Here is a 25,059-nt window from a genome sequence, read left to right on the forward strand (position 1 = left end):
GTCTTTTGTTTGGTGCTTTTAGACGATCCAGCCAAAACGTGCTCCCCAGGGCAGAATCCTGCACCTAAACCAACGGCCAGCGAAATCAAACTCGATTTCACTGGCCGTTAATTTAGGCTCCGGCTTCTAACCGCCCTAGTCCGCACTCTTTATTTTTCCCACCGCAATCGGTAGCGTCGTATGTTGGTCATACTTGCCAACCGCGCCTTGAATCGTATCTGGTAGTTCCATCGATTCTGGGACGCCATGAATATAGATAACCCGCTTTTCCAAGTGGAGATCATCGTCATTAAAGACTTCTTTGAATTTGTGGCTGATTTCTGCCAATGGCACTTCCTTTTTATAATGGAAATGACCGTTAGCATCCGACGTTGGGTAGGTGTCCGTGGGGATATCCATCTTCTCAGGTTTGTCGTTAAATGGCACCATCGTGGTTCCCGAAACGGGTTCCGTCTCCGCCAAATCCACGTAGCCATCCCCATTAGTATCTTGGGCAATCGTTGCCGGTTGCGCGTCTTTACCGTCTGGGAACCCATGGAAATGCATCCAGTGCTGGGTATTTGGCGACGTGTGATCCATTGTAATTTCAACCATTAACGTCTCATCATCAACCGTAAATGTTGCTTCACCGGTTGGATGTGTTCCAATCTTGTCACCATTCAATGATGTAATCGCTGCAACGTACTTTTTAACCATGATTGACACTCCCTTTTATCTTTTTTAACCGCCTCAAATATAGCACGATTATAAGTTGTGCACAATCTAATTAGTGACATTCTACGATTTTATTTTTAAGGTCGGTTAACTGGCCATTGTGGTGCTTGACCGCTTAGTACCCGCACGACTTCACTGGCAGCGTCCGTTGCCATCCGAGAGAAGCTTTCAACCGTGCTTGACCCAATATGTGGCGTTAATAACACGTTATCGAGCTTGAATAACTCACTATCCAGCGGTAACGGTTCCTCATCAAACACGTCTAACGCGGCACCAGCAATCTCCTTTGATTTCAAAGCATCAATCAGCGCATCCTGATCGACCAGAGCGCCACGACCCAAATTGATTAGCACGCTGCTAGCTTTCATTTCGGCAAGCTGTTCTTTTCCAATCGTGTGATAAGTGGCCGGATTCGAAGCTAAATGCAGGGTTAAAACGTCTGATTCTTTTAATAAGGTCTCCAAATCCACAAACTGGCCATAACTGGATTCACGTGGCGTTCGATTGTGAATTAAAATCCGCATTCCCAAACTTCTGGCCTTTTTGGCAACCAACTGACCAATCTTGCCATACCCTAAAATACCAAGGGTCTTGCCTTCAAGGTCAAAGCCAAGGTGGGCCAGCGGATAGCCAAAGTTGCCATTCCGCATTTCAAGTGAGTCTTTCGTCAAATTTTTGGATACGTCTAAGATTTCAGCAATCGTCGTCTCTGCCACGGTGGCTGCATTGGCGTTCGGGGTGTTTGTTACCCAGACTCCATGCTTGGCACTGGCGTCAAGATCAACACTGTCATAGCCAACGCCGTGGCGGGCAATAATTTTTAAGTTGGGCATCTGAGAAATGACATCTTCTCCAATCGGATCAACAAATAAAATCATTCCGTCCACATCTTGGCCATATTTTAGAATATTTTCTTGATTGGCTCGAGGCACCTCGATCACTTCAAGACCATGGCCTTTTAAATAAGCTTTGCCATCTGATGATAATTGAGCGGGTACAAGTACTTTTTGAGTCATTTTACAGTTCCTCCTTTAGTCATTAAACATTCTTGGCAGCGTAAGCGAGCATGTCTTGGGTTTGCTGGTTCAATAATGGTGGCAATTTGTCAAAATCAAAGTAGTCCAACTCCAAGGTTTCATCAGTTGCAGTTGAAAGTGTCTGCCCGCCGACTTTCTTTACCAAAAAGAGTTGGGTAATTGTTTGAACCTCGTCACCGTTTGGGTAGGTAAAAATTCCCTGATCAAATATTTTAAGCGGCTTAACAATCTCAACGTCTACCCCACTGTCTTCTTTGTATTCCCGGACGCACGTTTCAGCAAACGTTTCGCCGAATTCCATATACCCGCCAGGCAAGCTCCAATTGTGGGTATCCGTTCTTAAATTCAGGAGAACTTGGTGCTGGTCGTTGAGTAGAATCCCGCCGGCTGTGTTTAAAATTAAAGGCATATGACCGACTAACGAACGAATGGTTTCAATGTATCCAACTGGCATTTAACCACCTCTTTCAAAAATTTGAATTCTGTTAGTGTTATCGTCTTACAAAACAGTGTTCAAATCAAGCAAGGAGGAATCCTTTTATGCTTAACTAACATATTAGTCATTAATTGGTATCATTGATGCCGATTTAATCAAGATATCGATTTCAATTATAAAATATCGTTAAATCCAGTGTTGCCAACGTTTTCATAAGTATTTTCACTTGTTTTATTTTAAAAAGTGTTTAGAATGATAATTGAAGTAAGGAAGCAATACAAGCCTCTAACATATTAGTTTTAATTCCTTACCAGACTCTCTGACACTGCTTTGACTTGAAAGGAAGCTTTAAAATGACAACTAAAGACTGGAAAGCATCACTTGAATCAAGCGACGCGTTTAACGATTTCATCACCGATTACTTCAAAGACCACAAGCAATTAACCGGAGATTACGAAACCCCATCGTATTATGAGTACTACACCGTAACGCTGAACAGTAAGAAAGGACTGGTCATCACAATGACTAGTGCTGTTACCAGCGTTCCTAACGCCGAGGTTCCAACCATCCCATTCAAAAACGTTGAGATCATTTCTGTCGAAGAATTTCGTCAACTCATTCTTCACAAGAAGTTCGCAGATATGCATACATCCCTGGCCGACGTCTTTCAAACAGTCGCAGGCGTTCCCGGTAATTCCAAATAAATTCCGGGATCAACTGATTGTCACATGTTTTCTGCCAGATCATATGAAATCCCCCCCGAAAAAGGCCGAGTCAAAAGTTAATACTTTTGGCCCGACCTTTTTTCGGTGGTGGCATCTTTTTACCTTTTGGAAACGTGCAGCGTCTAGTGTCTAAACGGTTTGAGTCGCACTTTACTTTGATGTGGATGGTCATTTTGGGTGCTTATTTTACCTTGTGGAAACGTGCTACGCGAACCAACTTCCTCCGCTTAATCCGATAACCATGAAATGCCTACTAGTTACCCGGTTCGCTCCGCACTCTTACTTTATAACCCTTCGATTCGGATCCAGCACATTTATCAACAGCACCACGACCAGCATCGTGACCACGCCCACAAACACCATATGAAGCGCTGTGAGGATGATTGGGTCGATTAGCGCCTGATTGACCGCAACCTTGGCACCCTTCGAACTGATCACACTATTGACCTGTGAGAAGGTCACATTTCCGTGCAGTTGAAGTCTGATCACCAAATTCAAAATGGCACCGTACGCGCCTGCCATCACAGTTTGCCCCAAGGACCGGCCCAACGTTAACACCGATGTCGCCGAGCCAACCATTTCGTTTGGAACCAAATGCTGGCTCAGAATCGTGTTCATGCTAACGACGATTCCCATGCCCATTCCATTGATCATTGCAATCACATAAAACGCCCACACCGGAAATGTCGGTCCAGCAAAGATCAGTGACACATAACTCACGAGCATTAAGCTAATTAAGGCAATCGCAATTTGTTTGGGAACAAACTTGGCAATTAATTTACCCACAAAAAACGACGCAATCAGCCACATAATCGAACTAGACGTAACCACCAGCCCGGCAGTGGTTGCCGACACCCGATAAAGCGATTGAAGCCAAATTGGAAAATACATCTGATAACCAATTAAAACACCGCTCAAAATGGTCGCGGTTAGGATCTGAATCGTAAACGTTTTTGATTTAAACATCGTCGGAGAAATTAAGGGATCAGAGAAACGATGCTCCTGCTTGATTAATAGCCAACCAGCAACCGCTGCGACAACTAACAGCATTGTTCCGAAGACCGGCATCGTATCCAGCGCTTGAATCCCAAGTAGCAGGCTAATCAATAAGACTGCTAACCAAAGAATCCCCAACCAATCGATGACAAGTTTGCTGTTTAATTCAATCGTTTCGTGATAACCCAGCCAAATTAAAATTGCAACAATGATTCCCAACGGCACATTAACGAAAAAGACCCAGTGCCACGAGAGCTGATCAACCAAAAAGCCGCCAATGAGTGGCCCGACCAACGCCGATAATCCCCAGGCGGTGTTATTTAACGCCAAGACGTTTGCCCGCTCCTTAAAGCTGAAAATATCGGCGATGATCGTAAATGTCAACGGCATCACGGCGCCAGCGCCGATCCCTTGAACGGATCTGGCTAAAATCAGGAAGAGAATTGATGGTGACAAACCACTTAACAATGACCCCAGTGAGAAAACAATCACACCCCAGAGAAATATATTCCGCCGCCCTAACGTATCCGCCATTTTGCCGTATATTGGCGTGGTGATGGCCGTTGTCAACAGGTAGGCACTCATAATCCAGCTTTGGTAAGCTAAGCCATGGAGTTCACTGATGATAGACGGCAGGGCCGTTGTGACAATCGTCACTTCAACTGACGTCATAAAAGTCGCAATAAATACTGCGGTCATAATGACCCAGCGCTTATTGTGAACTTGATTGGTTTGACTCATTTTTGACCAGTCTCCTTTCGTGATATGATGAGTTTATTCAATCTCTAAAATTGCACACAAGAAAATAATACCACACGTATTTGGAGGACAGCTGATGAATTTAGACTACCGATCCGCAGCATTAAGTGAACTGCCAGAAATCATGGCGATTGAAACAAGTGGTTTTTCTCCTGCTGAAGCTGCCACTGAAACGGCAATGGCCCAACGGATTAAAGAATATCCAGACACATTTATCGTTGCTAAAGCCGACCACCAAATAGTCGGCTACATTGTAGGCCCGGCTTCTCATCAACGCTATATTGACGATGACCTTTTTGAACATGCGCAGCCAAATGATCCAACGGCAGCCTACCAAACCGTGTTGAGCTTGGTCGTACACCCGGATTTTCGTGGTCACGGAATTGCCAGCCAGCTCCTGGAAAAACTCAAACGGGTTGCGACCGCTCAAAACCGGCAGGCAATCACTCTTACTTGTTTAAAAGATCTGATTGCCTTTTATGAACGAAACGGCTACAGAAACGAAGGCGTATCTGATTCCGGTCACGCTCACGAAATTTGGTATAACATGGTTTTAATGCTTCATAAATCATAAGGCTTCATTAAGTCCCTTATATTCCAAGCAAGTTTGCTTGAACGATGATTACCTGAATGCTATTATTCAAACGAAATGTTTTTTTATTCAGTTCTACTGGAGGTTCTTATGAAAAAAAGAAGTTTTGTTGTCACTGCATTAGCCAGTGTCACCGTTGCTTTGGCAATGCCGCTGGCCATCTCGACACCAGCTAGTCCGATTACCTATGCAAAATCAACCAAGAAGGTCGCTGGCAAAACCGTTGCCAAGGCCATTCGAAGTACCCCGGATTTAAACCCGACTGCGAGTGTTCGTAAATTTCCCGCTTCAGTTTATGACAAGTATTGGCAAGTCTTTGACCGCTGGTATAATGTCCAGCCGATGAGCCAACCCGGAACGTTTAAAAATCACACAGCAAAGGTTTACGTTGCCAACAAGGCCTTAAAGAGCTATACCTACGCTGCAATGCAGAATTGGAACAAGGCCCTCAAGGTGAAGGCTTTTAAGCTGGGAACGAAAGCAAATCATACGATTACCGTCGGCTTCAAGAACGCTGGTACCGGCGAAGGCAGCTGGGATGGTTACTACATTACCAACCGACTTTACATTAACTATAACTTCTTTGATAATACACAGTACCTGCCGGCCGTCTATAAGGCGGAAACGGGAACGCCACTGCCGACGGCCAGCCAGCAGCCGACAAGCGCAGAATACAAGTCGCTGTACGCAACTTACTGGAAATCAGTCTTGACCCATGAATTAGGCCATAGTTTGGGATTGGATCACACCCCGTATTCAAACGATATCATGGCTGCCGATTCAGGAACAAAGAGCGGCGATGCCAAGTATTCGTGGGATAATTTAAAGGTCGTCAACAATGATTTCGCGGAGTTCCAGAACCAATTGTCAACAAGAGATATTAACAGGGCAAAGCTGACAAAGGTGCTGGGGTATTGGTAAAGAGCAGAGTGCGAAGAAAGACGTTTTGACCCCAGAGTGTAAGTGAATTAAGCGAATATTCTGGTTTTGAATGTTTGCTTAATTTGCTTACACGGCCGGGGTCAGTCTTTCTGAGCACGTTTACGCCAAGTAAAATGAAAGCACAGAAAACAAGGATCCCCACCAAGCCACAGTGCGACGAAACCGGGGGCAGGGTCGTCGGAATACGTTTTCCAGGTTAAATGAAATACGAAATTTTTATCTACATCAAAACAGAGGAGCCAACCAGCGACAACTTTATTGTCAATGGTTGATTCCTCTGTTTTAATATCACGAATTGGTGTCAGAAGTTTACTAAGCACGCTAACTATTGACGTCCCCTAACTAATGGCATCTGAAATCGCCTCTCACACATTATCCATCAGTTGCTAAATTTTCTAGAGTTGTTGAATGAATCGGACTAATTTAATTTAATTTAATTAATGTTGCCCGTTTTCTTTGCATTCGACTTATTAGAAGATTTGATAACCTGTTTTTTCGATTGGGATTTTTTTGTTTTCTTGGTACTTAAGACGTAAACAGTTTTCATACCCTTTGCTTTTTTAGCACCAACTTTTTTGGCCAATTTCTGTCTGACTTGTTTTTTACTGGGTGCCTTTATACGCTTCAGTGTTTTCTTGAGCTCCTTTTGACTCATAACTTTCTTTTTAGTTTGAGTCGCATTAGGATCCGAAGCTTTTTTAATATTAGATATTGATTGAGTCTCTGACTGACCTTCTGCTTTACCGTGTCCCAGAACTACTTCCGGGTTATTAGCTCTAACAGTTTCGTCGATTGACTTGCTGGCATTGGCAGGCTGAGAAGAAAAGATCAACGCTCCTCCAACAACGATTGCAATTCCAAACGACTTCAAAAAAACGCGACGCTTAATCATAATAAAATCCCCCCTGTTTATGATGAGAAGGCTCAACAGATAATTCCTACTGATACCCCCATACTCAGGTTTAACCTTATGTACACAAGTTGTCAATACTTAAATGTTATCATATTATTCATAAAGGTTGATGGTATGTTATATATATGAAAAATACCTTTGCATTTATTACCAAGATCTTCAAAATATAAAGAAGATCTTTAAGATGTCTCTTCATCTCGTTTTACTTTAACAGCACTCCTGTCAAACCCAACCAAAAATACAACCGCAACCGCCAGCAAGACACCCCAAACCGCTAGAAAGATCGGCCATGACGTGATCGTACTAACCGCATGATCCACGGAAATACCTGGCTGCCAATCAATCAGTGCATGAATTAAAACAACCCATGTTAGTGAATTTGTCGTCAGCCGAATTGCCGCAAAGATTGCCCCGATGACAAATGCGTAAGTTGCCTGCTGCAATGTCTGTTGAAGGCCCTGCCCTGAAATCAGATTCATGAAGTGAAAGAGCCCAAAGAATACCCCGGAGGCCAACGCAGCTTCGGTAAATTTGTACTGTTGTTTTTTAAAAGCGTCTGCGAACGCAGATAATAACAAGCCACGGCAGAGAAATTCTTCAAACACCCCCGCTGAAAATGCCATCAACGTATCCGCAATCAGCGTCTGTGAATGAATCATCAACGCCGAATGTGCCAGGACGCTGATAACAATGAATAACCCACCCAAACAGATTCCAAAGATAAAGCCCCAGACTTTAGCAAACGTATTTAACTGGATCTTATTTGTGAAAATCTTAGTGGTTCCCAATACATAGTAGACAATGCCGGCAACCACGACGGCATAGATAATTCTGGCAATCCCCCGAAGAAGTGGACTCGCCCCCTGAACAGAAAAGTCCACGCCCATTAACAAGATAATAAATAGTGCCGCCAAAAGAAATTCTTTTGCCCAAGATAATCGATTTTTAACCATTGTAGTAACCCCGTTTCGTTATGTATGAAAATGACCGGAAGTTATCCGGCCATTAATGTCTAATATTAGTGTAACTCAATCGAGGGTATCCGCAAAGAACCGAATCACATCATCCCAAACGTCATCCAAATAGCCCTTGGCATGGCGACTGCCACTCAACATTCGGGTTCGATACGGAATCTGGTGAGCAGTTAAGGCCTGAGCCATATCCAAAACACCACTAGTTGGCACAAATTCGTTCAACGAGTTGGCCAAATACATCTGACCGGTTTGATCGGTTACCCGATGGACCGGTGTTGCTTCGGCATACTGATCGGTTCGCCCATTAAAGTAGTTGGTCACAAACCATTTATAAAACGGATCATTGGCACCCGTTTGGTTAATGTTGGCGCTGGCTGTGGAATTAAAGCCACTGGTGTCGCCTTCTGCAGCCACAACGTCTTGATGTTCACTGAGCCATTTATCGATATCCAAAATCCCGGAAAGAGACACAATCGGAATTCCATATTTAATCGCCAACTCAACGGTCATGTTGCCGCCGGCAGAGGAACCGAAGGCACCAATATGGTCATGGTTAAACGGCAGATCAGATTTTTTCAGCCACTCAAATAAGTGGTCCATATCTTCTAGAGGTGCCGGATAAAAAGCGTTTGGCGTAATTCGATAAGCCGGCGTTACAACCAAATAGCCGGCTTTTACAAAGCGAATCGAAGAATCCGCATCCTTGGATTTATTGCCCCGAAACCAGCCACCACCGTGAATATCAATGATGGCACCCTTACTCTCGGCTTTTTCGGCATCGTAATAAATGTCGGTTAATTGATGGTTAATTGGATCATATTCAACGTCTGTTTTGGTTACCAAATTTGTCATAAAATCCCTCCTCAAAACATATGACAGCTTCAATCACCAAAAGTATCTACCCAGTGGATTTATGAGTCAACGAAAGCGACTTTGACCATATTGATTAGCGGTTATTTGACCGATTATTATTTTGCTTGATAAGTTCTTAATTCTGCCTGGGTTGGGTAACCATCGTTGTCCCCCGGCGCCTGAACCGCCAGCGATCCAATTGCATTGCCACGTAAAGCCGCCTGCTTATTGCTTAAGCCTTCCAATAATCCCGTAATGACGCCGACCGCAAATCCATCACCGGCGCCGACTGTGTCGATCACTTTATCAACATGGTAACCGGCAACCATTGATCCTTGGCCACCTTTAACTTTCACGTAAGCGCCTTTTGACCCGACTTTAACAATGACCGTGTCAGTATAATGACTATTACCCAAGTAAAAATCGGCGATCTTTTCCGGATCCCGACTGCCCATCAAAATTTCGCCTTCGTTCACGCCGGGCAAAATAATGTTTGCTTCTGCAGCAAGGGCATTGATCGTTGAAACCATTTTTGCCTGTGATGACCAAAGCTGGGGTCTAAGATTTGGATCGAATGTTGTTCGGATGGTTGAATGTTGATGAACTAATTCAATGAGATGTTTAAAGGCAACCAGTGCCTGCTCGGAAATTCCTGGGAAGATGCCTGACAAGTGAACCATTTTAATACCATCAAAATCGATATTGTCGAGTGAAGCCTTATCAAAGTGAGCAGCTGCTGAATTTTTTCTGTAGTAAAAAATTCCAGGATCCCCCTTTGTTACCCGCTGCTTGAATTGCATCGCCGTCCAATAATCAGCGGTTGTATCAACATAATCCGTCCCAATATGATTTAAGCTGAGCTGTTGACTCACAAAAGCGCCAATTGGGTCCTCACCGAGGCGGGTAACGTACTCAGTGGAATGCCCTAATCTTGAAACGCCCACTGACACATTTACTTCGGCGCCCGCTAAGTACTTTTGAAAATGAGTTGCCTCGACTAAGGATTGATCTGCATCTTGCGACGCAAAAAGTCCAATTGGTTCACCAATGGTTAAAAATTCACTCATGTCTGCTCCTCCTATATAAGCGCTTACAATATTCCTCAAAAACAAGCCAAAGCATTGCAATCTCCCGAATAAAGTAATATATTAATATATGTAATTGATATATTAGTATTATAGTCCATGACAAGCAAATTTAAAAGGAGCTTTTAATAATGACTATGAATCGTGTTCAAAATCTTCAAAAGATTGTTGACGCCGGAATTATCGCCGTTGTTCGGGCAGATACTCCACAGAAGGCCGAAACCTTGAGTAAGGCAGCAATTAAAGGCGGTGTAATGGGAATTGAGTTAACCTTTACGGTTCCGCACGCTGACCAAGTGATCGCCAAGCTTACTGAAGAACTGCCTGATGGCGTGATTGGTGCAGGAACTGTTTTGGATGTCACTTCAGCACGATTGGCAATGATGGCTGGGGCCGGATACATCGTCAGTCCAACATTTGATGCAGATATTGCCAAGTTATGTAACCTCTACCAGGTTCCCTACTTACCAGGTTGTAGCTCGATGACGGAAATGCAACGCGCATTAGAAGGTGGATCAGACATTGTCAAATTATTCCCGGCAAGTGTTGCTGGCCCATCTATGATTAAAGCGGTAAAGGCACCGTTCCCACAAATAAACATCATGCCAACTGGCGGTGTCAGCCTGGAAAACCTCGACCAGTGGTTTGCTGCAGGTGCTGTTTGTGTTGGTGCTGGTGGCAACTTGGTTGGCCCCGGTGAGACTGGCGATTACGATCAGGTTACTGAAAATGCCAAGAAGTATATCCAGAAATTAAACGAAATTAGACATCAATAATCAATACGGCGAATTCAAAAAGCCGGCTCTCAGGTTTATCCCTGAAAGCTGGCTTTTTATGTCTCATCAACACACAGAAGCAAAACGTTATCTTTGCCCATTTGAACTCGAGAACGACCTAGCTGATTTGTACGTAAGTATCGACTTTCTACTCGTCATTGATCATGAAACAATGAGGAAATTTTCTTTATTTCTTTTCCAGTGCTTCCCACAATCCAAGTAGATAAGTGATGCCTAGTGCCCGATCATATAGCCCATATCCTGGACGACCGTCTTCTCCCCAAATATTTCGACCGTGATCGGGACGAATATAGCCATCGTAATTCGTATCATGAAGTGCCTTCATGATTTCATACATATCCAATGAGCCCTCGCTGGATGGATGAGCAGATTCATGAAAGTCCCCCTGTTGGTTAACGAATTTAATATTTCGAACGTGCATAAATGGGACCCGGTCCTTTGGCACGAACTCGCGGATAATTGCTGGGAGATCGTTGTTTTGGTTTTCACCAAGGCTGCCCGTGCAAATTGTAAAACCATTATAACGAGATTCGTAGAGCTTTTCGATCCGCAACATGTCTTCTTCATTCTTAAAAATTCGTGGCAAACCAAATAATGGCTTTGGCGGATCATCGGGATGCATCGCCATCCGGACATCATATTGCTCACAAACCGGAATGATGGCATCTAAGAAATACTTCAAGTTCTCAATAAGTTTGTCTTCATCAACATCTTGATAAGCGTCAAATAAGTCTTGTAGAGCAGAAAGTCGTTCAGGTTCCCACCCGGGTAATGAGAATCCATTGGAGCCGGACTTCATGTGGGCCATCAAGGCTTCCGGATCTTGCGGCAGTTTATCTTGCTCATACATCATCACATTTGAACCATCGGCTAACTGATGATGTAAGTCTGTCCGCAGCCAATCAAAGACTGGCATAAAGTTATAGCAGATCACCTTAATGCCCGCCTTAGAGAGATTCTTGATTGTCTGAATATAGTTCTGAATATACTTATCGCGCGTCGGCAATCCAATTTTAATATCATCATGAATATTGACTGATTCAATTACTTCCAGCTTCAAGCCAGCATCAGTCACCTGTTTCTTAAGCGCATCAATCTTGTCTTGGGGCCAAACATCCCCAACAGGAACATCAAATAACGCCCCAACCACTTGTTTTGTTTGGGGAATCTGCCTGATTTGAGAAAGCGAAATATCATCATCCTTTTCTCCGAACCAGCGGAATCCCATTTTCAATTGTGCCATTTCTTCCTCCTTGATAAAACGCCACTTTTTAGGTAAACCACAGACGCTTCATTAAATCTCGTAAATTGATATTCTAATATATCAATCAATTAAAATTTACCACCTCATGTAACCGTTGTCAATGGTATGGTATGATTCAATTAAACAATTTAAAAATCAGCCGTTTCTTAGTGGTACAATAAGAGAATCGAATACAACGAAGAACGAGGTTTGCCATGCAAAGTTTAAATGAAGTTGCTTACGAATCGATCTTAAATGACATCTTAAAATTAAAGTTTTTGCCCGGCGAAAAAATCCAGGACAAGACGCTCATGGAACAACTTAACATCAGCCGTACGCCCATCCGAGAGGCCATTTTGCGTTTAAAAAACGACGGCTTGATGATGACGGTTCCTCAAAGTGGCACTTACGTCACCAAAATCAGCCTCAGTAGTGCTTTAAATGCCCGCTTTGTTCGTCAAAGCGTCGAACGTAGCGTGGTTAGCGAGGCTGCCGGAAAAATGTCTAAATTAGATCTACTTGATAGCAGGACGATCATTAGCAAGCAACAGATTGCTGCCGAGGAACAAAACGCCGTTGACTTCTTTTACTTGGATAATGACTTTCATAAGTTATTTTATGCTGCCACGGATCGGCTCCAAGTCTGGGATTGGTTGGAAAACTTATCATTGCAACTGGACCGTTATCGATTTTTGCGTATTCAGCAGACCAACATGCCATTAGACGAGCTCATCAAACAACACACTGAAATATTGGATGCTGTTGAGGCTCACGACATCAAAGTCGCCGAGAAAAAAGCCTTCAATCATTTGAATCTCATGTTATCTGAAAAAGATAAGTTAATTGCGCAATTTCCTGATTATTTTGAAGCTGAACAAAAATAAGCTCAATATCAAAAACTCCTCAGCCCATTTTTGAGCCGAGGAGTTTTTTGTCACTCATTTATTTGTGAATCACCATTGTTTTGCTGGCAGAAATATAATGCCCATTCGTTAACTGATAGCGTGTCGTAAGCTTGTATTTAACAACCCGCTTAACGGTTAAGCGAGTGCCTTTTTTATAATGCGCTGTTTTGTGCTTCAGACTAGCTGAGGTGTATGCATTAATGCCCTTCTTTGAAATAACAGAAATATGCTTGTTTTTGGGCATTGTTTGGTAATAGGCGTTAGACACATACTTCGAACTCGCAGTGATATAGCCCACCTTGCCATTTTTTAAACTGCGGACTTTATATCTGAGTGCCCCGTTATTTGCACGAGCGTATCCGAGAACAAGAAACTTGGGTCGATTAGTGCGCTTAGCTTGGGGAAATTTAGCAATTCGTTGTGACTTTTTGAAGTTAGCGGATTTGTACATGTATAAGCCCTTAGTCGCATAAACGACTGTATGTGTTTTCTTGGCATAATTGGGCAATCCAGTACTTCCGTTTGATGTTGACGGTGATGAAGGATTCCAGTTGTTATTCGTCGTATCAGATGTCGTTGTCGAGTTGTCGGAATTACCGCCGTTATTGTTGTTACTTGGTGTTTGTGTCTTTTTTGAAACGTTGACAACTGAATACTTCGGCACCGTAATCGTGTAAGATCCATCCGTATTCTTCTTGTAGGTGACATTTCCATCAGTTGAAATCCATTTATTTGACTGTGGTGTTTGGTACTGACCATAGTTCACAGAAGTAACCTTGCCAAAGTTTTTAAGGGTAAATGTGGCATCGGAATCCAGTGTACTTGCTAACACAATATCATCCTGGTCCCGTTGAATCGCAATTCCCATACTCTTATTAGTATCAGTATGGTAAGTCACATTGGTATCGTTGAGCTTCTTGTTAAGTGTCAGGTTATCCCCACTTGCAGGGACGGCATTGAAGAATAGAAGCTGTTTCCCCCGGCACCATCTGCTTGTTTGGTTGCCAAATCATACCCAATCTTATTAACAAAGTGGTTGACGTCTCGAATGGACTCAATCGCTTTTCCGCCATTGTACTCATGGGGTGTGAACGTCCCGTCGGAATTTACGCCATCGTATAGGTCAAATCCATCACCACTCTTAAAGTCGTAGTAGTTTCTGGTTGCACCCCCGGCAAGCGCCGTAATCGTTCTTAATCCGGCATCAAGTGGACTGTAGTTCCCTTTAGCCCAGCTCCAGCTATTTGCGCCCATTCCATCTTCCATGACCATTGGAATATTGTCACCATTGGCATATGGTTTTGAGTGACCATAATTATATAAATGTTGATAATCATATTGATAAGGATCAAGACCGACCGCGTCAAGATTGGTTGAAGATGACGAACGCTTATTTTCATTTAAAGCGATGATGGCATCGCCGCCATCCGACGCAGCGTTATTGACTCGCGTCCATACCGGATAAGCTGAAGTTTTAACTGCAGCATCTAAATTATTGGTATAGTTCCACAAGGTCCAAGTGTTGAAGTCACTGCTACTCAAATTCATCTTGCTTTTCAATGACAAACTGGGCTCTGTGTAAGACATCTTAATTGTTGGCTCATTTGGCATTTGAGCACCGATTACCGTATCAGTTGAACCATTCGCCGCGTTATTTTCGGCAACGTGGTTAAAGACATTCGAAACAGACTGGGCCTCTTGCTTCTGCAAATTTGCATCATTCTTATCTAGCCCGAATACATATTGTCCTGTCGTTGAGGTTGGGGCAGCTTTCGTAATGCTCGATTTACCATCTGAATTTTTTGAGATTGTGTAGTCGTGCATGACATAGTATGGAACCCGGTGTTCTGTCGCTTCTTTGGTGGTATCACTTCCGAACCACAGTAATTCCAACTTAATATCCGCATCTCTGGCAGCTTTGATAACTTGATCCAAATAGCTGTAATCATAGTTACTCTTGCTGGATAAAGTCAGTTGCGGTGTTTCGTTCAATGATTTATTGAGAACTTTCTTACTGCCAATTTGTGAGCCACCACCCATTTCCAGTGTGGTTCCTTTTTGAGCTTGTAAAGCCAAAGTAACCTTACCGGCATTTTGACTGTTTACAAAATCAGTGACGTCAAAGTCATAATAATTTTCATCCTTAATCGGGTCGTAACTAGGTGAAACGGAGATCGCCTTATGGCTGGTATCGCCCTTGAACGGAATCGTCTTCCAGGTGGAATCGTTAGACCAGTTATCATCCTTGTTGAGACCATACACATTTAAATTGGCAGTGGTGTTTGCTTTTGCATAAATTCGCAATTTAGCACCGTCGAGACCGCCTGCCTTGAATTTGCTTGAGTCAAGATTACTTAAATCGTATTTGAGGTAAACAAGTGATTGATTCGTGCCATCATTCGTCAAAGTGAACGGTGTTGAAGATTCGCTGAAATTCTTAGCCGCATCATCGCCATTCTTAACATAAGCAACATCGGTCGGATTTAAAGACTTGTCTGGCTGGACGTCTGACCACAGAATTTGCGAGTTAACCACTGTGAAGCCGTCACTTTTTGCCTGCTTGAATGCATTACGAATATCGGTCATGTTATAACCATAATTGTCACGAAGCTTATCAATTCGAATCTGCACACCATTATAGAAAAATGGCTGGTTATTAACTTCTAAAACCTGCTTCTTATCAAACCCGGATGTTGCAACCTTCGATATTGGGTTGTTTCCTTGGTTGGTTGCCGCTTTAGATGGGAAACTGGAAGTTGCTCCCAGTCCCAGTACCCCAGTAAGTGCAAGTACTGATAACACAAGATCTTTCTTGAAATTCATTGCAATATCTCCTCGTAAAATAGTTTCCCCAAAATTGTGTATCCTTGTATTCACATGACCCTCATCATATCGTACTAATATATTAGAATACAAGTATTATAATTCCGTATGTAAGCGTTGTCAATGTGTATCAAAAAAATGGACCTCAGAAACATCTGAGATCCATTTACCCAAGTACGATGCTTTAAAATTCAGCCAACGTTACACTAGAGGTATGATTATTAGACGTAATCGTTAACTCGCGGCCATCCAATTTGACTTCTGGCACGACAATGTTGCCATCGGCATCCAGGCTCTCAAGCTCACGATCACCAAGGTACAGCGATACCAGAATGTACTTACCTGGCTCCAAGACGCCGGTTTGCAGCGGAATCTTAGTTTTGTTGAAATACAGGTTGGTATTTGGTTCTGGTGTTGATAACTCAGTTGTCAATTCCTTTGATAAGCCAACTAAACCGGTAATGCCAACTCTTGAATGATAGAAGACAGCGTTGTCCGCGCCAGTCTTCATTTCATATTCATCAGACGCCCCACTATCAGGCGCTGAGAAACTGCCCTCAGCCAAATGAAGGGGTCGACCAGTATTAACTTCATGAACTCTCACATGCCAAGGCATTGCCGGAATAACAAAGTTCTTGATTTCGACATCGTCATACGGCTGCCAATCTGAGTAGACATAGTTATCGTGGATTGCATAGTCGTCATACTTAAAGGCCGTTTGCCAGAAGTTCTCGGATTCGGCAACTGCCAGTGTATTATCATAAGCCCCCTGTTTGAGGAGAACTGAGCCCTTAGGCGTACTAAAGCCAAAGGTAGTTGAGTAGACGTACTTCTCATATTTTGCCTCGCCATGGGCATGCTCATGCGAGTGTTGCCCCGCCGTAAACGATTGAACTTCCAACCCATTTTGACTGTGGGCAATCAACATTCTCGGTTCCGGCTGCTTCTTTAACGGTTCAAACTTAAAGTCGTCACTTTCTTTTGTGGTCCAGAACGGATCATCATCTGGCAACGCATAGAAAATAAAGGTCTTTAAAGCCCAATAAGCGGATGCAGGGCCATTATAACCTTCCGCAAAGTTCATATTGGGATAGGCGTACCCAATCGGCATCAAGCCATCTGTCTGGAAAATATTCTGTTGGAACCACCAACGCAGGTTGTTCAACAGTAGGTGCTTAATGTCGCCCAGACTGTAGCCGTCAGGTAAATCAACGTGGGCATATGCATAAGCTGCCCAAAACGCGGCTTGAGCAAACCGATAGTCTAAACTCCGACCGTATGGAAGCGCAGCACCATCCGCAGCAAACCAGTTGGCATAGCTGGGAACAAACGCCTTCGCCCGCTGCTTTAACAACTGGCTTTGCTTGTCATCAGTGTCTGCCAAACCAACTGTTAAAATTGTGAAGAACTGGTAGGCAAACGGGATGTAGTTATCAATCTGGTTAACGTAACCATCATAGGACCAACCATGACCTAAATAGTGCTTATTGGTAATCGCATAGTCAGCATCAATTAACGCCGAGTTATCCATGTAGCCGGTATCGTCAATAAATTGGTTCACCATTGCTCTGAAAAACAACCAGTTGGTCTTGGGAATCACTTTGTGGTTAACCTGATCCATCCATTTGACGATTGTTTTTTGCTTAGGAACGGAAAGATTATCCCAGAAAGTTGCTTTGGTTTCGTATAGAAATGCCGTCAAGGCCCCCATTTCAACGAAGACTTGGTCATAATCGCTCAGATCACCACCCCAATAATCGGGTGAGTCGGGATCAGTTCCGGCAATAATGCCTTCTGTTACCAATTCGTACCAGTCAGGACGTTCGTAGATTCGTTTGGGATCACTGAAGAATGGGCCAAGTCCCCAAAGTAAACGCATAAAGCCTTCAACTTCAGTCTTATCTTGAAGGTAAACGGCACCACTGTCACTCATTCGAAAACGGCCTTTGCGTTTCTGCTGGGCCAAAACTTCCATTGCTGGGGCCAGGATATCGACCAAAGCCGCTTTAACATCCGCTTTGCTGCGCAACGGGTTATCCTTAATCTGCTCATTAAATAATTGACGTCTCAAATTTAAATTCACCTCATTAACTTGATTTTGAAAGCGCTTTTACAATACCTAGGATACTACTAATTTTACTAAAATACAATGTATCGTTAATTGAATTTACCAAAAATATAATATTTTTGGTAAATTAAAAAGAGCCACGCATAATTGCAATGACTCTTTTGGGTAATCTCATCCGTCTGTGATGGAGAAGCTACCAGCTAATCTTAAATTCAAAATCAATATCTTTCTCAGCCGGAATATGATACTTTGCTTCAACGTCTCGACCCCAGCTGTCAATACCACCAACACCTCTGACGGCTCCTAAAATCGAGACAACCGTCCGGCGTGTTAACGGCAGTTCTTCTTGGTGGGTGGCGTTTTCCAGCTCCTCTGCTGTGTATGGCAGACAGCTAAAAGCAAATGGCGCACCGGTTTTCTCAAATGTCAGACTAAACGGCGTCTCAGCATGGTCCGAATTATCCTTCGTCGAATTTCGAGTCACCGTTACCCAGTCAGTCTGCATGTGCACCCCACAGTCTTGTGGCACCATGTAGTTGGTGACAGGTAGCCCATCAACTTTATATTCACCTGGAATCCCTCCGGCCATTCGATCGGGATAGGTTTCTCCCGAAAGACCGGCGTACTCATAACCAGTGGCTGCAGTCGGCATGACAAACCGCATCCCAAACACCGGCAAATCAGGCAGTTGATCATTTCCAGTATAGTGAGCGTGAATGGTGATTTCACCATTCGAAGACACCACATAACTGACATCCACAGTCGTGCTTGGAATTGTCAGTGTCTGATAGTGATAAATCACTTCAACCTGATCGGCAAATTCGTGATTGGAATAATTGTTATTCAGCGGTGCGCTTGGAAAATCAATCAGTTTGTTGTTAATCTTAATGTCGACCTTGTCGGCGTTGGCAAACATATCGGCGCCATACCATTGAACCGATTTCTTCGAGAAGCCATTGCCCCGGTCATTATCGGTGGTTGCCCGCCAAAAAGTCGGCTTTGGCTCGCGGTACAGCCATTCACGGCCGTTAACGACCATCGATTCCATTCCGCCTCTCGTATAGTTAAAGATGTAGTGGAACTGATCGCCACCAACGCCAATGCCGCCATCGCCATATATCACGTGTAATTGTTTAGATGTGTTGACCATAGTAATATTTCACCTCCTGCATTGCTGGCTTTTCCGTCCGATCGGCAAACATCAGGCCGTCACCGGAAAATTCATAGTCGGACATTCGATCATCAAAGTCGCCGCCATAACGAAGCACTTTTTTGCCGGTGATTTCGTCGTTAACTTGAATGGCCTGATCGATAAAGTCCCAAATAAAGCCGCCGGCGTACATTGGATACTGATCGATCAAATCAATGTATGACTTCATGCCACCCAGCGAATTACCCATGTCATGCATGTACTCACAAAGTAAAAATGGTTTCTTGGGTTCATGATCCAAGTAGTCTTTGATTTCATCCGGCGAAGCATACATCCGACTTTCGACATCAGAGATCACGTCTTCATATTTTCGGTTTTGGACGACACCTTCATAATGAACCAAACGAGTTGAATCCACGCTCTTGTAATAGTCTTGCATGGCTTGAATATCGTCGCCTGCGTATGACTCGTTTCCTAAAGACCAGAATAAAATACTGGCGTGGTTTTTGAGCATTTCATAATTGTTGCGGGCACGATCGACCACGGCTGCTTTCCACTGCGGAACCGAACCGGGAACGTTATACGAAGGCTCAACGGCTCCAAGCTTTTGCCAGGTTCCGTGAGACTCCAAATTATTTTCGGCCATCACGTAAATCCCATTCATATCGCATAAGTGATACCACAACGTGTGATCAGGGTAATGACAGGTTCGAACAGCATTAATGTTGTTCTTCTTAAAGGTCCGAATATCTTCCTTCATATCCTCAACTGAAACCACCCGACCAGAATCACAGTCCCACTCGTGGCGGTTAACGCCGTTAATAATCAAGCGTTTCCCGTTAAATAAAATAACTTTATCTTTAATTTCAATCTTTCTAAAGCCAAATTTGTAAGGGACAATTTCCAAAACATTGCCGTTTTGATCATCAATTTCAATTGTCAACTGATACAGGTATGGATCGTGGTTGTCCCAAAGATGAATATTTTTAAATGAAATATCCTTGAGTGAAATCGACTTTTCAACGGGTTGGGTTTCAGTATAAAGTTTCTTGCCACCTTGATCTGTCACTTGAACTTTTGCGATCGCACCAGACTTATTAACCGTCATTTTGGTCTCAACATTGAGCGTTCCGTCATGGAAGTCATCCGAAACAGTCGGCTTAATTGATAAGTCCTCGATGTGTGCTTCAGGCTGCGCAATCAGCGAAACATCCCTAAAAATGCCAAAGAATCGAAACATGTCCTGATCTTCGATAAACGCAGCCGTACTCAACTTAAAGACTTCGACAGCCAAGATATTTTCACCGTCTTGAAGATATGGCGTTAAATCAAATTCCGATGGGGTAAAACTGTCTTCGGCATAACCCAGAAAATGTCCGTTTAACCAGACATACATCGCCTTTTCAACGCCATCAAAGTGAACCCGGACCTTCTTATCTTTGAACGCTGGGTTCAACATAAATTTCTTGAGGTATTGGCCAACCGGATTATCAACTGCTTGACTGAATTGACCTTCCTGTTTGTCATTTTGATTCAGTGCGTAAGCGGGGCGGCGGTAGACTTTGCCCTCCCAAGGATACATCGTATTGATATAGTGAAACTTGTCGTAGCCGGCAAATTCAATGTGTTCCGGTACTTTAATGTGATCAAAATCGTGACTGTCAAAGTCAGCTTTGTAAAAGTCCGGAATCCGATGCATTGGATCCTTTGCGAACGCAAACAGCCACTGACCATTCAAATTTTGCACGTAGCTGCTGGCATCATTTCTAACCTCATCGTCTGATTGGTAAAAATGATGGTCACTGTGCGCTGGAATCATTCCAACCCGAAATGTTTCCGGATCGTCTAACCATTTAATGTCTGGTTCCATGAATTTCTCACACTCCTATTCTTCAATCTAAACACTAATTATAATGTAAGCGCTTTATTATATTTTGTCAATAAACCTTTTAAACTTTCAATTAAACATTTAGTTGGTTTTACTAAATTTGCCCATAAAAAATCAGGCCCCAAACACGGGACCTGATTGTAGTAACGTCTTAGTTATTTTTCTTAGCCTTCTTAAGTAAAACTACCCAGCCGAAAAATATTCTAAGGTCGAAAAGCAAGCTGGTCAATTCTAAATTTTCGTTATCTAAATTTGAATTTAAGCGTTCTTTCCATAATGAAATGAACAACTTAATTAGCGGTAATTACTTAACCCGCTTAATCATGGCGATCGAAACACCACCAATGAATTCCATTGCGATCGCGAAAACAAAGATTGCACCGTACCCAAAGGCTTCGACAATAGCAGATGCAACCATGGCACCTAACATCTGGCCAAGCGTATTGGCCAAGTTAATGAGTCCTAGGTCTTTCCCGGCAGTATCCGATGATGGCAAAACGTCCATATTCAGCGCGCCATCAACTGAGTTATATAATCCATTACCAAATGCTGCGATAACGGCATAAGCAAACATTGCCCATGGTTCCCGGACGAACAGTGGGAATAATGCTGCGGCCCCTAAAGCAAAGGTTGCAATTACAACTGGGGCTTTAACACGGCCGAGTTTATCAGCAAGCGGGCCACCAACCAATGCAAAGAAAACACCAATGAACAACATGATCGAACTGAAGATTGAAATTGAGCCACCGGCTTGTTTCGTGTTTTGCCCAATATAATCAGTGAATAAAAATAGCAGAAACGTCGTTACGATGGTTGATCCAACAACCATGAAAAACTTGCCAAAAAGTGCTAAATAAAAGTCACGAGCATCGTGCGTTGGGAAAAAGAAATATTTCTTCAAACTGTCCTTGTCGAACTTAACTTTGGGTTCGTCCAATTTTCCCTTTTCTTGAATCAGTAACTCGTGGATAATGGCCAAGATAACCGTGCATCCAGCCATAAAATAAATACCGAACTTAACGTTGCCAAGAAATTGAGCAGCTAAGAGTGCGAACCCCTGCTGGGCGATGGTAAAACCAACCCCGTAGAAAGTCGAAACGGTCCCTCGCCATTTTGGCGCAACCCGATCGGAAATTTGCGGATAAATCGCGGCAGCAATTGCATTTTCAGCTGCGGCGGCGACAATCCAAATGGCAATGATCGCAACAATCGACTTCATGTTAGCGATGACAACCAAAGAAATAGCAATTGCAATGGTTCCTAACACAATGTAGGGCTTCCGTTTACCAAACCGAGTCCGGGTGACATCTGATAATGCCCCGAAAAGTAAATTAGTAACCGCACCAACGATAGAAGCAACTGTCGCAAGAATTCCGACGGCCCAAACCTTATGTGCCGGATCCAACTGTGCAAACAATTGTGGAATTAAAACACTTCGGGTCGATCCAATTGGACCATACCAGCAAAGTGGCGCTAAAAACATTGCGGATGAAATCATCCAGGGTAACTTCGGCTGTTCTTCATCCTTAATCTTAGCGTTAGTTACAACGCCAACTGATGTCTTAACTGCGTCTTTTTCTAAATCATCTTTTTTAGCCATGACATTCTCTCCCAAAATCAAAATTTTGTCTTAAACGTTTTTGAAATGTTCCTTACCACTTTGATTTTCTGTGCCCCACCTCCAGAATTCAAAACTCCAATGTAAAAGTGCTTACCCAACTTCGAACGGATAATAAACCGCTTACATTTGTCACCAAAATATGAAAGCATTCGAGGACGATTCGCTAAACCAACAAAATGTGATTTTCGTAATAAATAGCTGTTCTCTCAATGTTACCATGAATAATCACCACTCTTTTTGACCGTCAACACTTGAATACTTGTATATCAATGACTTTATAATAGCTCTCCAAGAAAACGCTGTCAATGAGTTTTTCTACTTTTTACTAAAATCTTTAAGGGGAATCGACTTAACTTGCAATTGTTGTTGTGATAGTCGGTGCATATACGGGCAACTCGAAAAATCAGGGAAGATAATGCAACATTTTTATCGGCATAATCTGGTATATCAGCAAGGAAAATAACGTTTATCTCTAATCACTCCGTATTTTTTTAGTAAATTAAAAGAACGATCACAAAGTTCTACTCTGCAATCGTCCTATTCAATCAATTCATTTATTATTTTAAATACATCCTGTGGAGATCAGCTTGCTGTTCGCGGGTTATATCAAGCCCATGCGTAATATATCCGGTCACTGAACCAAATCTTTTGTTCATCTCGTCAAAAGCCGATTTGAGATACGACAAATCAACACCACTATCTACCTTTGCGTGTTCAACCTCAGCATTGGATGCGCCATTCTCTTTCAAGTTGGTGATCCGCTGTTCAGTTTGGGCAGCCAAAAAATCATTTGAAGCCACGTAATCCGCAAAAATTGTCTTCGTATCAACACCCAAAACATACAGGATTAGTGCAGCGGCCACGCCGGTCCGATCTTTGCCGGAGGTACAATGCCACAAAACCGACTGCCCATATGGCTTGTTCAATAAAGTCATAAATAAGTCGTGGTAAACTTTTTGCGCTTGTCGAGACGTGACATAACTTCGGTAATGCTCGCGGTTATTTGCCATTGTAATGTGGTAATGATAAGTCTCATAGGTATCGACTGATTCATTTAGATATTCAACGCCCGGCAGCATGATATCCGGTCGCTCCGCAACTTCTTCCGGTCGCCGCAAATCAAAATCGATGCCAACGTGATAGGTATTAATTAATTGCTTCACATCTGATTGGGTCAACTGATTTAACCTAGCTGATCGTAGCAGCAAGTGGTCCTTGATAACCAAGCCGTCAGTAGTCTGATAGCCACCCATATCACGGACGTTGAAGGCACCTTGAAGATGAATTTCATGCTCCTTAACGGGCTTTAATGTCCTTAAAGCGGGTTGGCTGACGGAAAACGATTTTGCAGCTGTGTCAGCGGTCGGAACTGCCCCCTCAGAAATCGCTGAGGCAATCAAAGAATCGTGATTCTCTTTCATGTGAAACCCTCCTAACTTTCTCAATCTCGCACATTCCAATGTAACACTTTTAGTATAGAAGGGTAATATTTTTGCCTGGTATCGATTGTGTAAATGAAATGTAAAAAATTTTTTTGGGGGGGATTTGATTTACATCCGTCTTCTCATCTTGAGCATCACCAGCATTGCAATAATCAAAACAGCTGAAATCCCCACCGTAATCATCCAAGCACCCTGCATGGTGGCGAGCGGCAATTTGACATTCATCCCGTAAAAGCCCGTTATAATCGTTGGCACCGCCATTGTCAGCGACCAGATTGTCAAAAACTTCATCGTGTCGTTTAGATTATTATTCGCAATACTATTAAAGGTATGATCAATGCGATCGACCACTTGGGTTTCAATTTCAAACATCCGTTGAACCTGCTCACCTTCAATTTGAACATCTTCGAATAAATCCAGCTTATCTTGATTAGCACCGGCACCGAAATGGGTCTTAGGTAAACGGTTAAGCTCGCTCAGGTTGGTTTGCACCGCGCTTGATAAGAAGGTCAAAGTCTGCTGCAAATGGGACAGGGACACCAAATCAGTATTTTTTGTCTTGCGATTAAGCATTTTATCCAAATAATTGCGTTTCTTGGTAATCGCCCGAGAAATCGGGATAAAGCTGTCAACCACGGCAAACAACGTTTCCAAGATGAACGCATCCACAGTTTGCACCTCCGGATTATCCTTGGCAGAATAAAGGGCCGTATTGACTTCCGGAATGTGACTCTGGTTAAACGTAAATAAAACGCCCTTATGAAGCAGCATACCAAACGGTTGCGTGATATATCTCAACGCCGCGCGATCCAAGGCATATGGTGCCAGAAAAATAAATAACTGATCGTCTTCGTTGAGATCATAAACATAATTGGTACTTTCATCTTTATCGGTAACGTACTCAATAATATCTTCGTCAATGCCGTACTCATCTTCAAGCTTGACTCGCTCGTCACTTGTTAACTTGATGGTCTCAATCCATTTGGTACCGTTAATCATCTTTTCAGGTTTGATCATTGGGTAATCCCCCTGTTAGTTATTATTTCTATTTTAAAACAAATTAAAAAAAGCCGCAGACATTTTTCAATGCCCACGAC

Annotated in this window: 22 protein-coding genes; 5 read left to right on the top strand and 17 right to left on the bottom strand. The window is 43.1% G+C overall.

The window, feature by feature from the left end:
- Positions 1-135 precede the first annotated feature (135 nt).
- From FC51_RS07110 to FC51_RS07120, 3 genes are all read right to left on the bottom strand, one after another.
- On the bottom strand, positions 136-696 hold the full coding sequence (locus FC51_RS07110; protein ID WP_057910790.1) for a hypothetical protein: 561 nt from the start codon (positions 694-696) through the stop codon (positions 136-138).
- A gap of 95 nt (positions 697-791) precedes the next feature.
- Positions 792-1,730: a phosphoglycerate dehydrogenase gene (locus tag FC51_RS07115; protein WP_057911250.1), complete on the bottom strand. Its 939-nt coding sequence runs from the start codon at positions 1,728-1,730 to the stop codon at positions 792-794.
- A 22-nt stretch (positions 1,731-1,752) separates the two neighbouring features.
- Complete coding sequence (locus FC51_RS07120) at positions 1,753-2,205, bottom strand: NUDIX hydrolase (RefSeq protein WP_057909710.1); 453 nt, start codon at positions 2,203-2,205, stop codon at positions 1,753-1,755.
- 335 nt (positions 2,206-2,540) lie between these two features.
- Here FC51_RS07120 and FC51_RS07125 point away from each other — a divergent pair, with 335 nt between their 5' ends.
- A complete protein-coding gene (locus tag FC51_RS07125) occupies positions 2,541-2,891 on the top strand; it encodes a hypothetical protein (protein ID WP_057909711.1) in 351 nt (116 codons plus the stop codon).
- 300 nt (positions 2,892-3,191) lie between these two features.
- Here FC51_RS07125 and FC51_RS07130 read toward each other — a convergent pair whose 3' ends face one another.
- Positions 3,192-4,649: an MFS transporter gene (locus FC51_RS07130; RefSeq protein WP_057909712.1), complete on the bottom strand. Its 1,458-nt coding sequence runs from the start codon at positions 4,647-4,649 to the stop codon at positions 3,192-3,194.
- A 94-nt stretch (positions 4,650-4,743) separates the two neighbouring features.
- Between FC51_RS07130 and FC51_RS07135 the strand changes: the two genes are divergently transcribed.
- Positions 4,744-5,241, top strand: a complete 498-nt coding sequence (locus FC51_RS07135; protein WP_057909713.1) for a GNAT family N-acetyltransferase — start codon at positions 4,744-4,746, stop codon at positions 5,239-5,241.
- Between the two features lie 108 nt (positions 5,242-5,349).
- Positions 5,350-6,180: a M57 family metalloprotease gene (locus tag FC51_RS07140; RefSeq protein WP_057909714.1), complete on the top strand. Its 831-nt coding sequence runs from the start codon at positions 5,350-5,352 to the stop codon at positions 6,178-6,180.
- 454 nt (positions 6,181-6,634) lie between these two features.
- Here the strand turns inward: FC51_RS07140 and FC51_RS07150 are convergent, their stop codons facing one another.
- The 4 genes from FC51_RS07150 to FC51_RS07165 all read right to left on the bottom strand — a co-directional run bounded on the left by FC51_RS07150 (position 6,635) and on the right by FC51_RS07165 (position 10,007).
- Entirely contained in the window at positions 6,635-7,093 is a 459-nt protein-coding gene (locus FC51_RS07150; protein ID WP_057909716.1) for a hypothetical protein, read from the bottom strand.
- A 200-nt stretch (positions 7,094-7,293) separates the two neighbouring features.
- Positions 7,294-8,067, bottom strand: coding sequence for a CPBP family intramembrane glutamic endopeptidase (locus tag FC51_RS07155; protein WP_057909717.1), 774 nt, complete (start codon positions 8,065-8,067; stop codon positions 7,294-7,296).
- A gap of 75 nt (positions 8,068-8,142) precedes the next feature.
- Positions 8,143-8,940 carry an alpha/beta hydrolase gene (locus FC51_RS07160; protein WP_057909718.1) on the bottom strand — a complete coding sequence of 266 codons (798 nt, stop codon included), beginning with the start codon at positions 8,938-8,940 and terminating at the stop codon, positions 8,143-8,145.
- Between the two features lie 116 nt (positions 8,941-9,056).
- Positions 9,057-10,007 carry a sugar kinase gene (locus FC51_RS07165; RefSeq protein ID WP_057909719.1) on the bottom strand — a complete coding sequence of 317 codons (951 nt, stop codon included), beginning with the start codon at positions 10,005-10,007 and terminating at the stop codon, positions 9,057-9,059.
- 155 nt (positions 10,008-10,162) lie between these two features.
- Here FC51_RS07165 and FC51_RS07170 point away from each other — a divergent pair, with 155 nt between their 5' ends.
- Positions 10,163-10,801 (top strand): bifunctional 2-keto-4-hydroxyglutarate aldolase/2-keto-3-deoxy-6-phosphogluconate aldolase, encoded by a 639-nt coding sequence (locus FC51_RS07170; RefSeq protein ID WP_057909787.1) that lies wholly within the window; start codon positions 10,163-10,165, stop codon positions 10,799-10,801.
- A gap of 187 nt (positions 10,802-10,988) precedes the next feature.
- On the opposite strand, the gene uxuA is transcribed toward FC51_RS07170, so the two are convergent.
- A complete protein-coding gene (gene uxuA, locus FC51_RS07175) occupies positions 10,989-12,065 on the bottom strand; it encodes a mannonate dehydratase (protein WP_057909720.1) in 1,077 nt (358 codons plus the stop codon).
- 215 nt (positions 12,066-12,280) lie between these two features.
- On the opposite strand from uxuA, the gene FC51_RS07180 reads away from it, so the two are divergent.
- On the top strand, positions 12,281-12,949 hold the full coding sequence (locus FC51_RS07180) for a GntR family transcriptional regulator (protein ID WP_057909721.1): 669 nt from the start codon (positions 12,281-12,283) through the stop codon (positions 12,947-12,949).
- Between the two features lie 58 nt (positions 12,950-13,007).
- Here the strand turns inward: FC51_RS07180 and FC51_RS07185 are convergent, their stop codons facing one another.
- The 8 genes from FC51_RS07185 to FC51_RS07220 all read right to left on the bottom strand — a co-directional run bounded on the left by FC51_RS07185 (position 13,008) and on the right by FC51_RS07220 (position 24,979).
- The gene (locus tag FC51_RS07185) at positions 13,008-13,868 is read right to left on the bottom strand and encodes a DUF5776 domain-containing protein (protein ID WP_138491134.1); all 861 of its coding nucleotides are present in this window, start codon (positions 13,866-13,868) and stop codon (positions 13,008-13,010) included.
- 29 nt (positions 13,869-13,897) lie between these two features.
- On the bottom strand, positions 13,898-15,793 hold the full coding sequence (locus FC51_RS07190) for a CBM96 family carbohydrate-binding protein (protein WP_057911251.1): 1,896 nt from the start codon (positions 15,791-15,793) through the stop codon (positions 13,898-13,900).
- Between the two features lie 184 nt (positions 15,794-15,977).
- Positions 15,978-17,864, bottom strand: a complete 1,887-nt coding sequence (locus FC51_RS07195) for a DUF2264 domain-containing protein (RefSeq protein WP_057909724.1) — start codon at positions 17,862-17,864, stop codon at positions 15,978-15,980.
- 190 nt (positions 17,865-18,054) lie between these two features.
- A complete protein-coding gene (locus FC51_RS07200; protein WP_057909725.1) occupies positions 18,055-19,011 on the bottom strand; it encodes a beta-galactosidase small subunit in 957 nt (318 codons plus the stop codon).
- Positions 18,995-20,881 (bottom strand): glycoside hydrolase family 2 TIM barrel-domain containing protein, encoded by a 1,887-nt coding sequence (locus tag FC51_RS07205; protein ID WP_057909726.1) that lies wholly within the window; start codon positions 20,879-20,881, stop codon positions 18,995-18,997. The genes FC51_RS07200 and FC51_RS07205 overlap by 17 nt, the downstream gene beginning before the upstream one ends.
- A gap of 322 nt (positions 20,882-21,203) precedes the next feature.
- On the bottom strand, positions 21,204-22,499 hold the full coding sequence (locus FC51_RS07210) for an MFS transporter (protein ID WP_057911252.1): 1,296 nt from the start codon (positions 22,497-22,499) through the stop codon (positions 21,204-21,206).
- Positions 22,500-23,077: 578 nt separating this feature from the next.
- Complete coding sequence (locus tag FC51_RS07215) at positions 23,078-23,941, bottom strand: tyrosine-protein phosphatase (RefSeq protein WP_057909728.1); 864 nt, start codon at positions 23,939-23,941, stop codon at positions 23,078-23,080.
- A gap of 129 nt (positions 23,942-24,070) precedes the next feature.
- Positions 24,071-24,979, bottom strand: coding sequence for a magnesium transporter CorA family protein (locus tag FC51_RS07220; RefSeq protein WP_057909729.1), 909 nt, complete (start codon positions 24,977-24,979; stop codon positions 24,071-24,073).
- Positions 24,980-25,059: the final 80 nt, after the last annotated feature.

This window comes from Lentilactobacillus parabuchneri DSM 5707 = NBRC 107865 (assembly GCF_001435315.1).
Classification (GTDB): domain Bacteria; phylum Bacillota; class Bacilli; order Lactobacillales; family Lactobacillaceae; genus Lentilactobacillus; species Lentilactobacillus parabuchneri.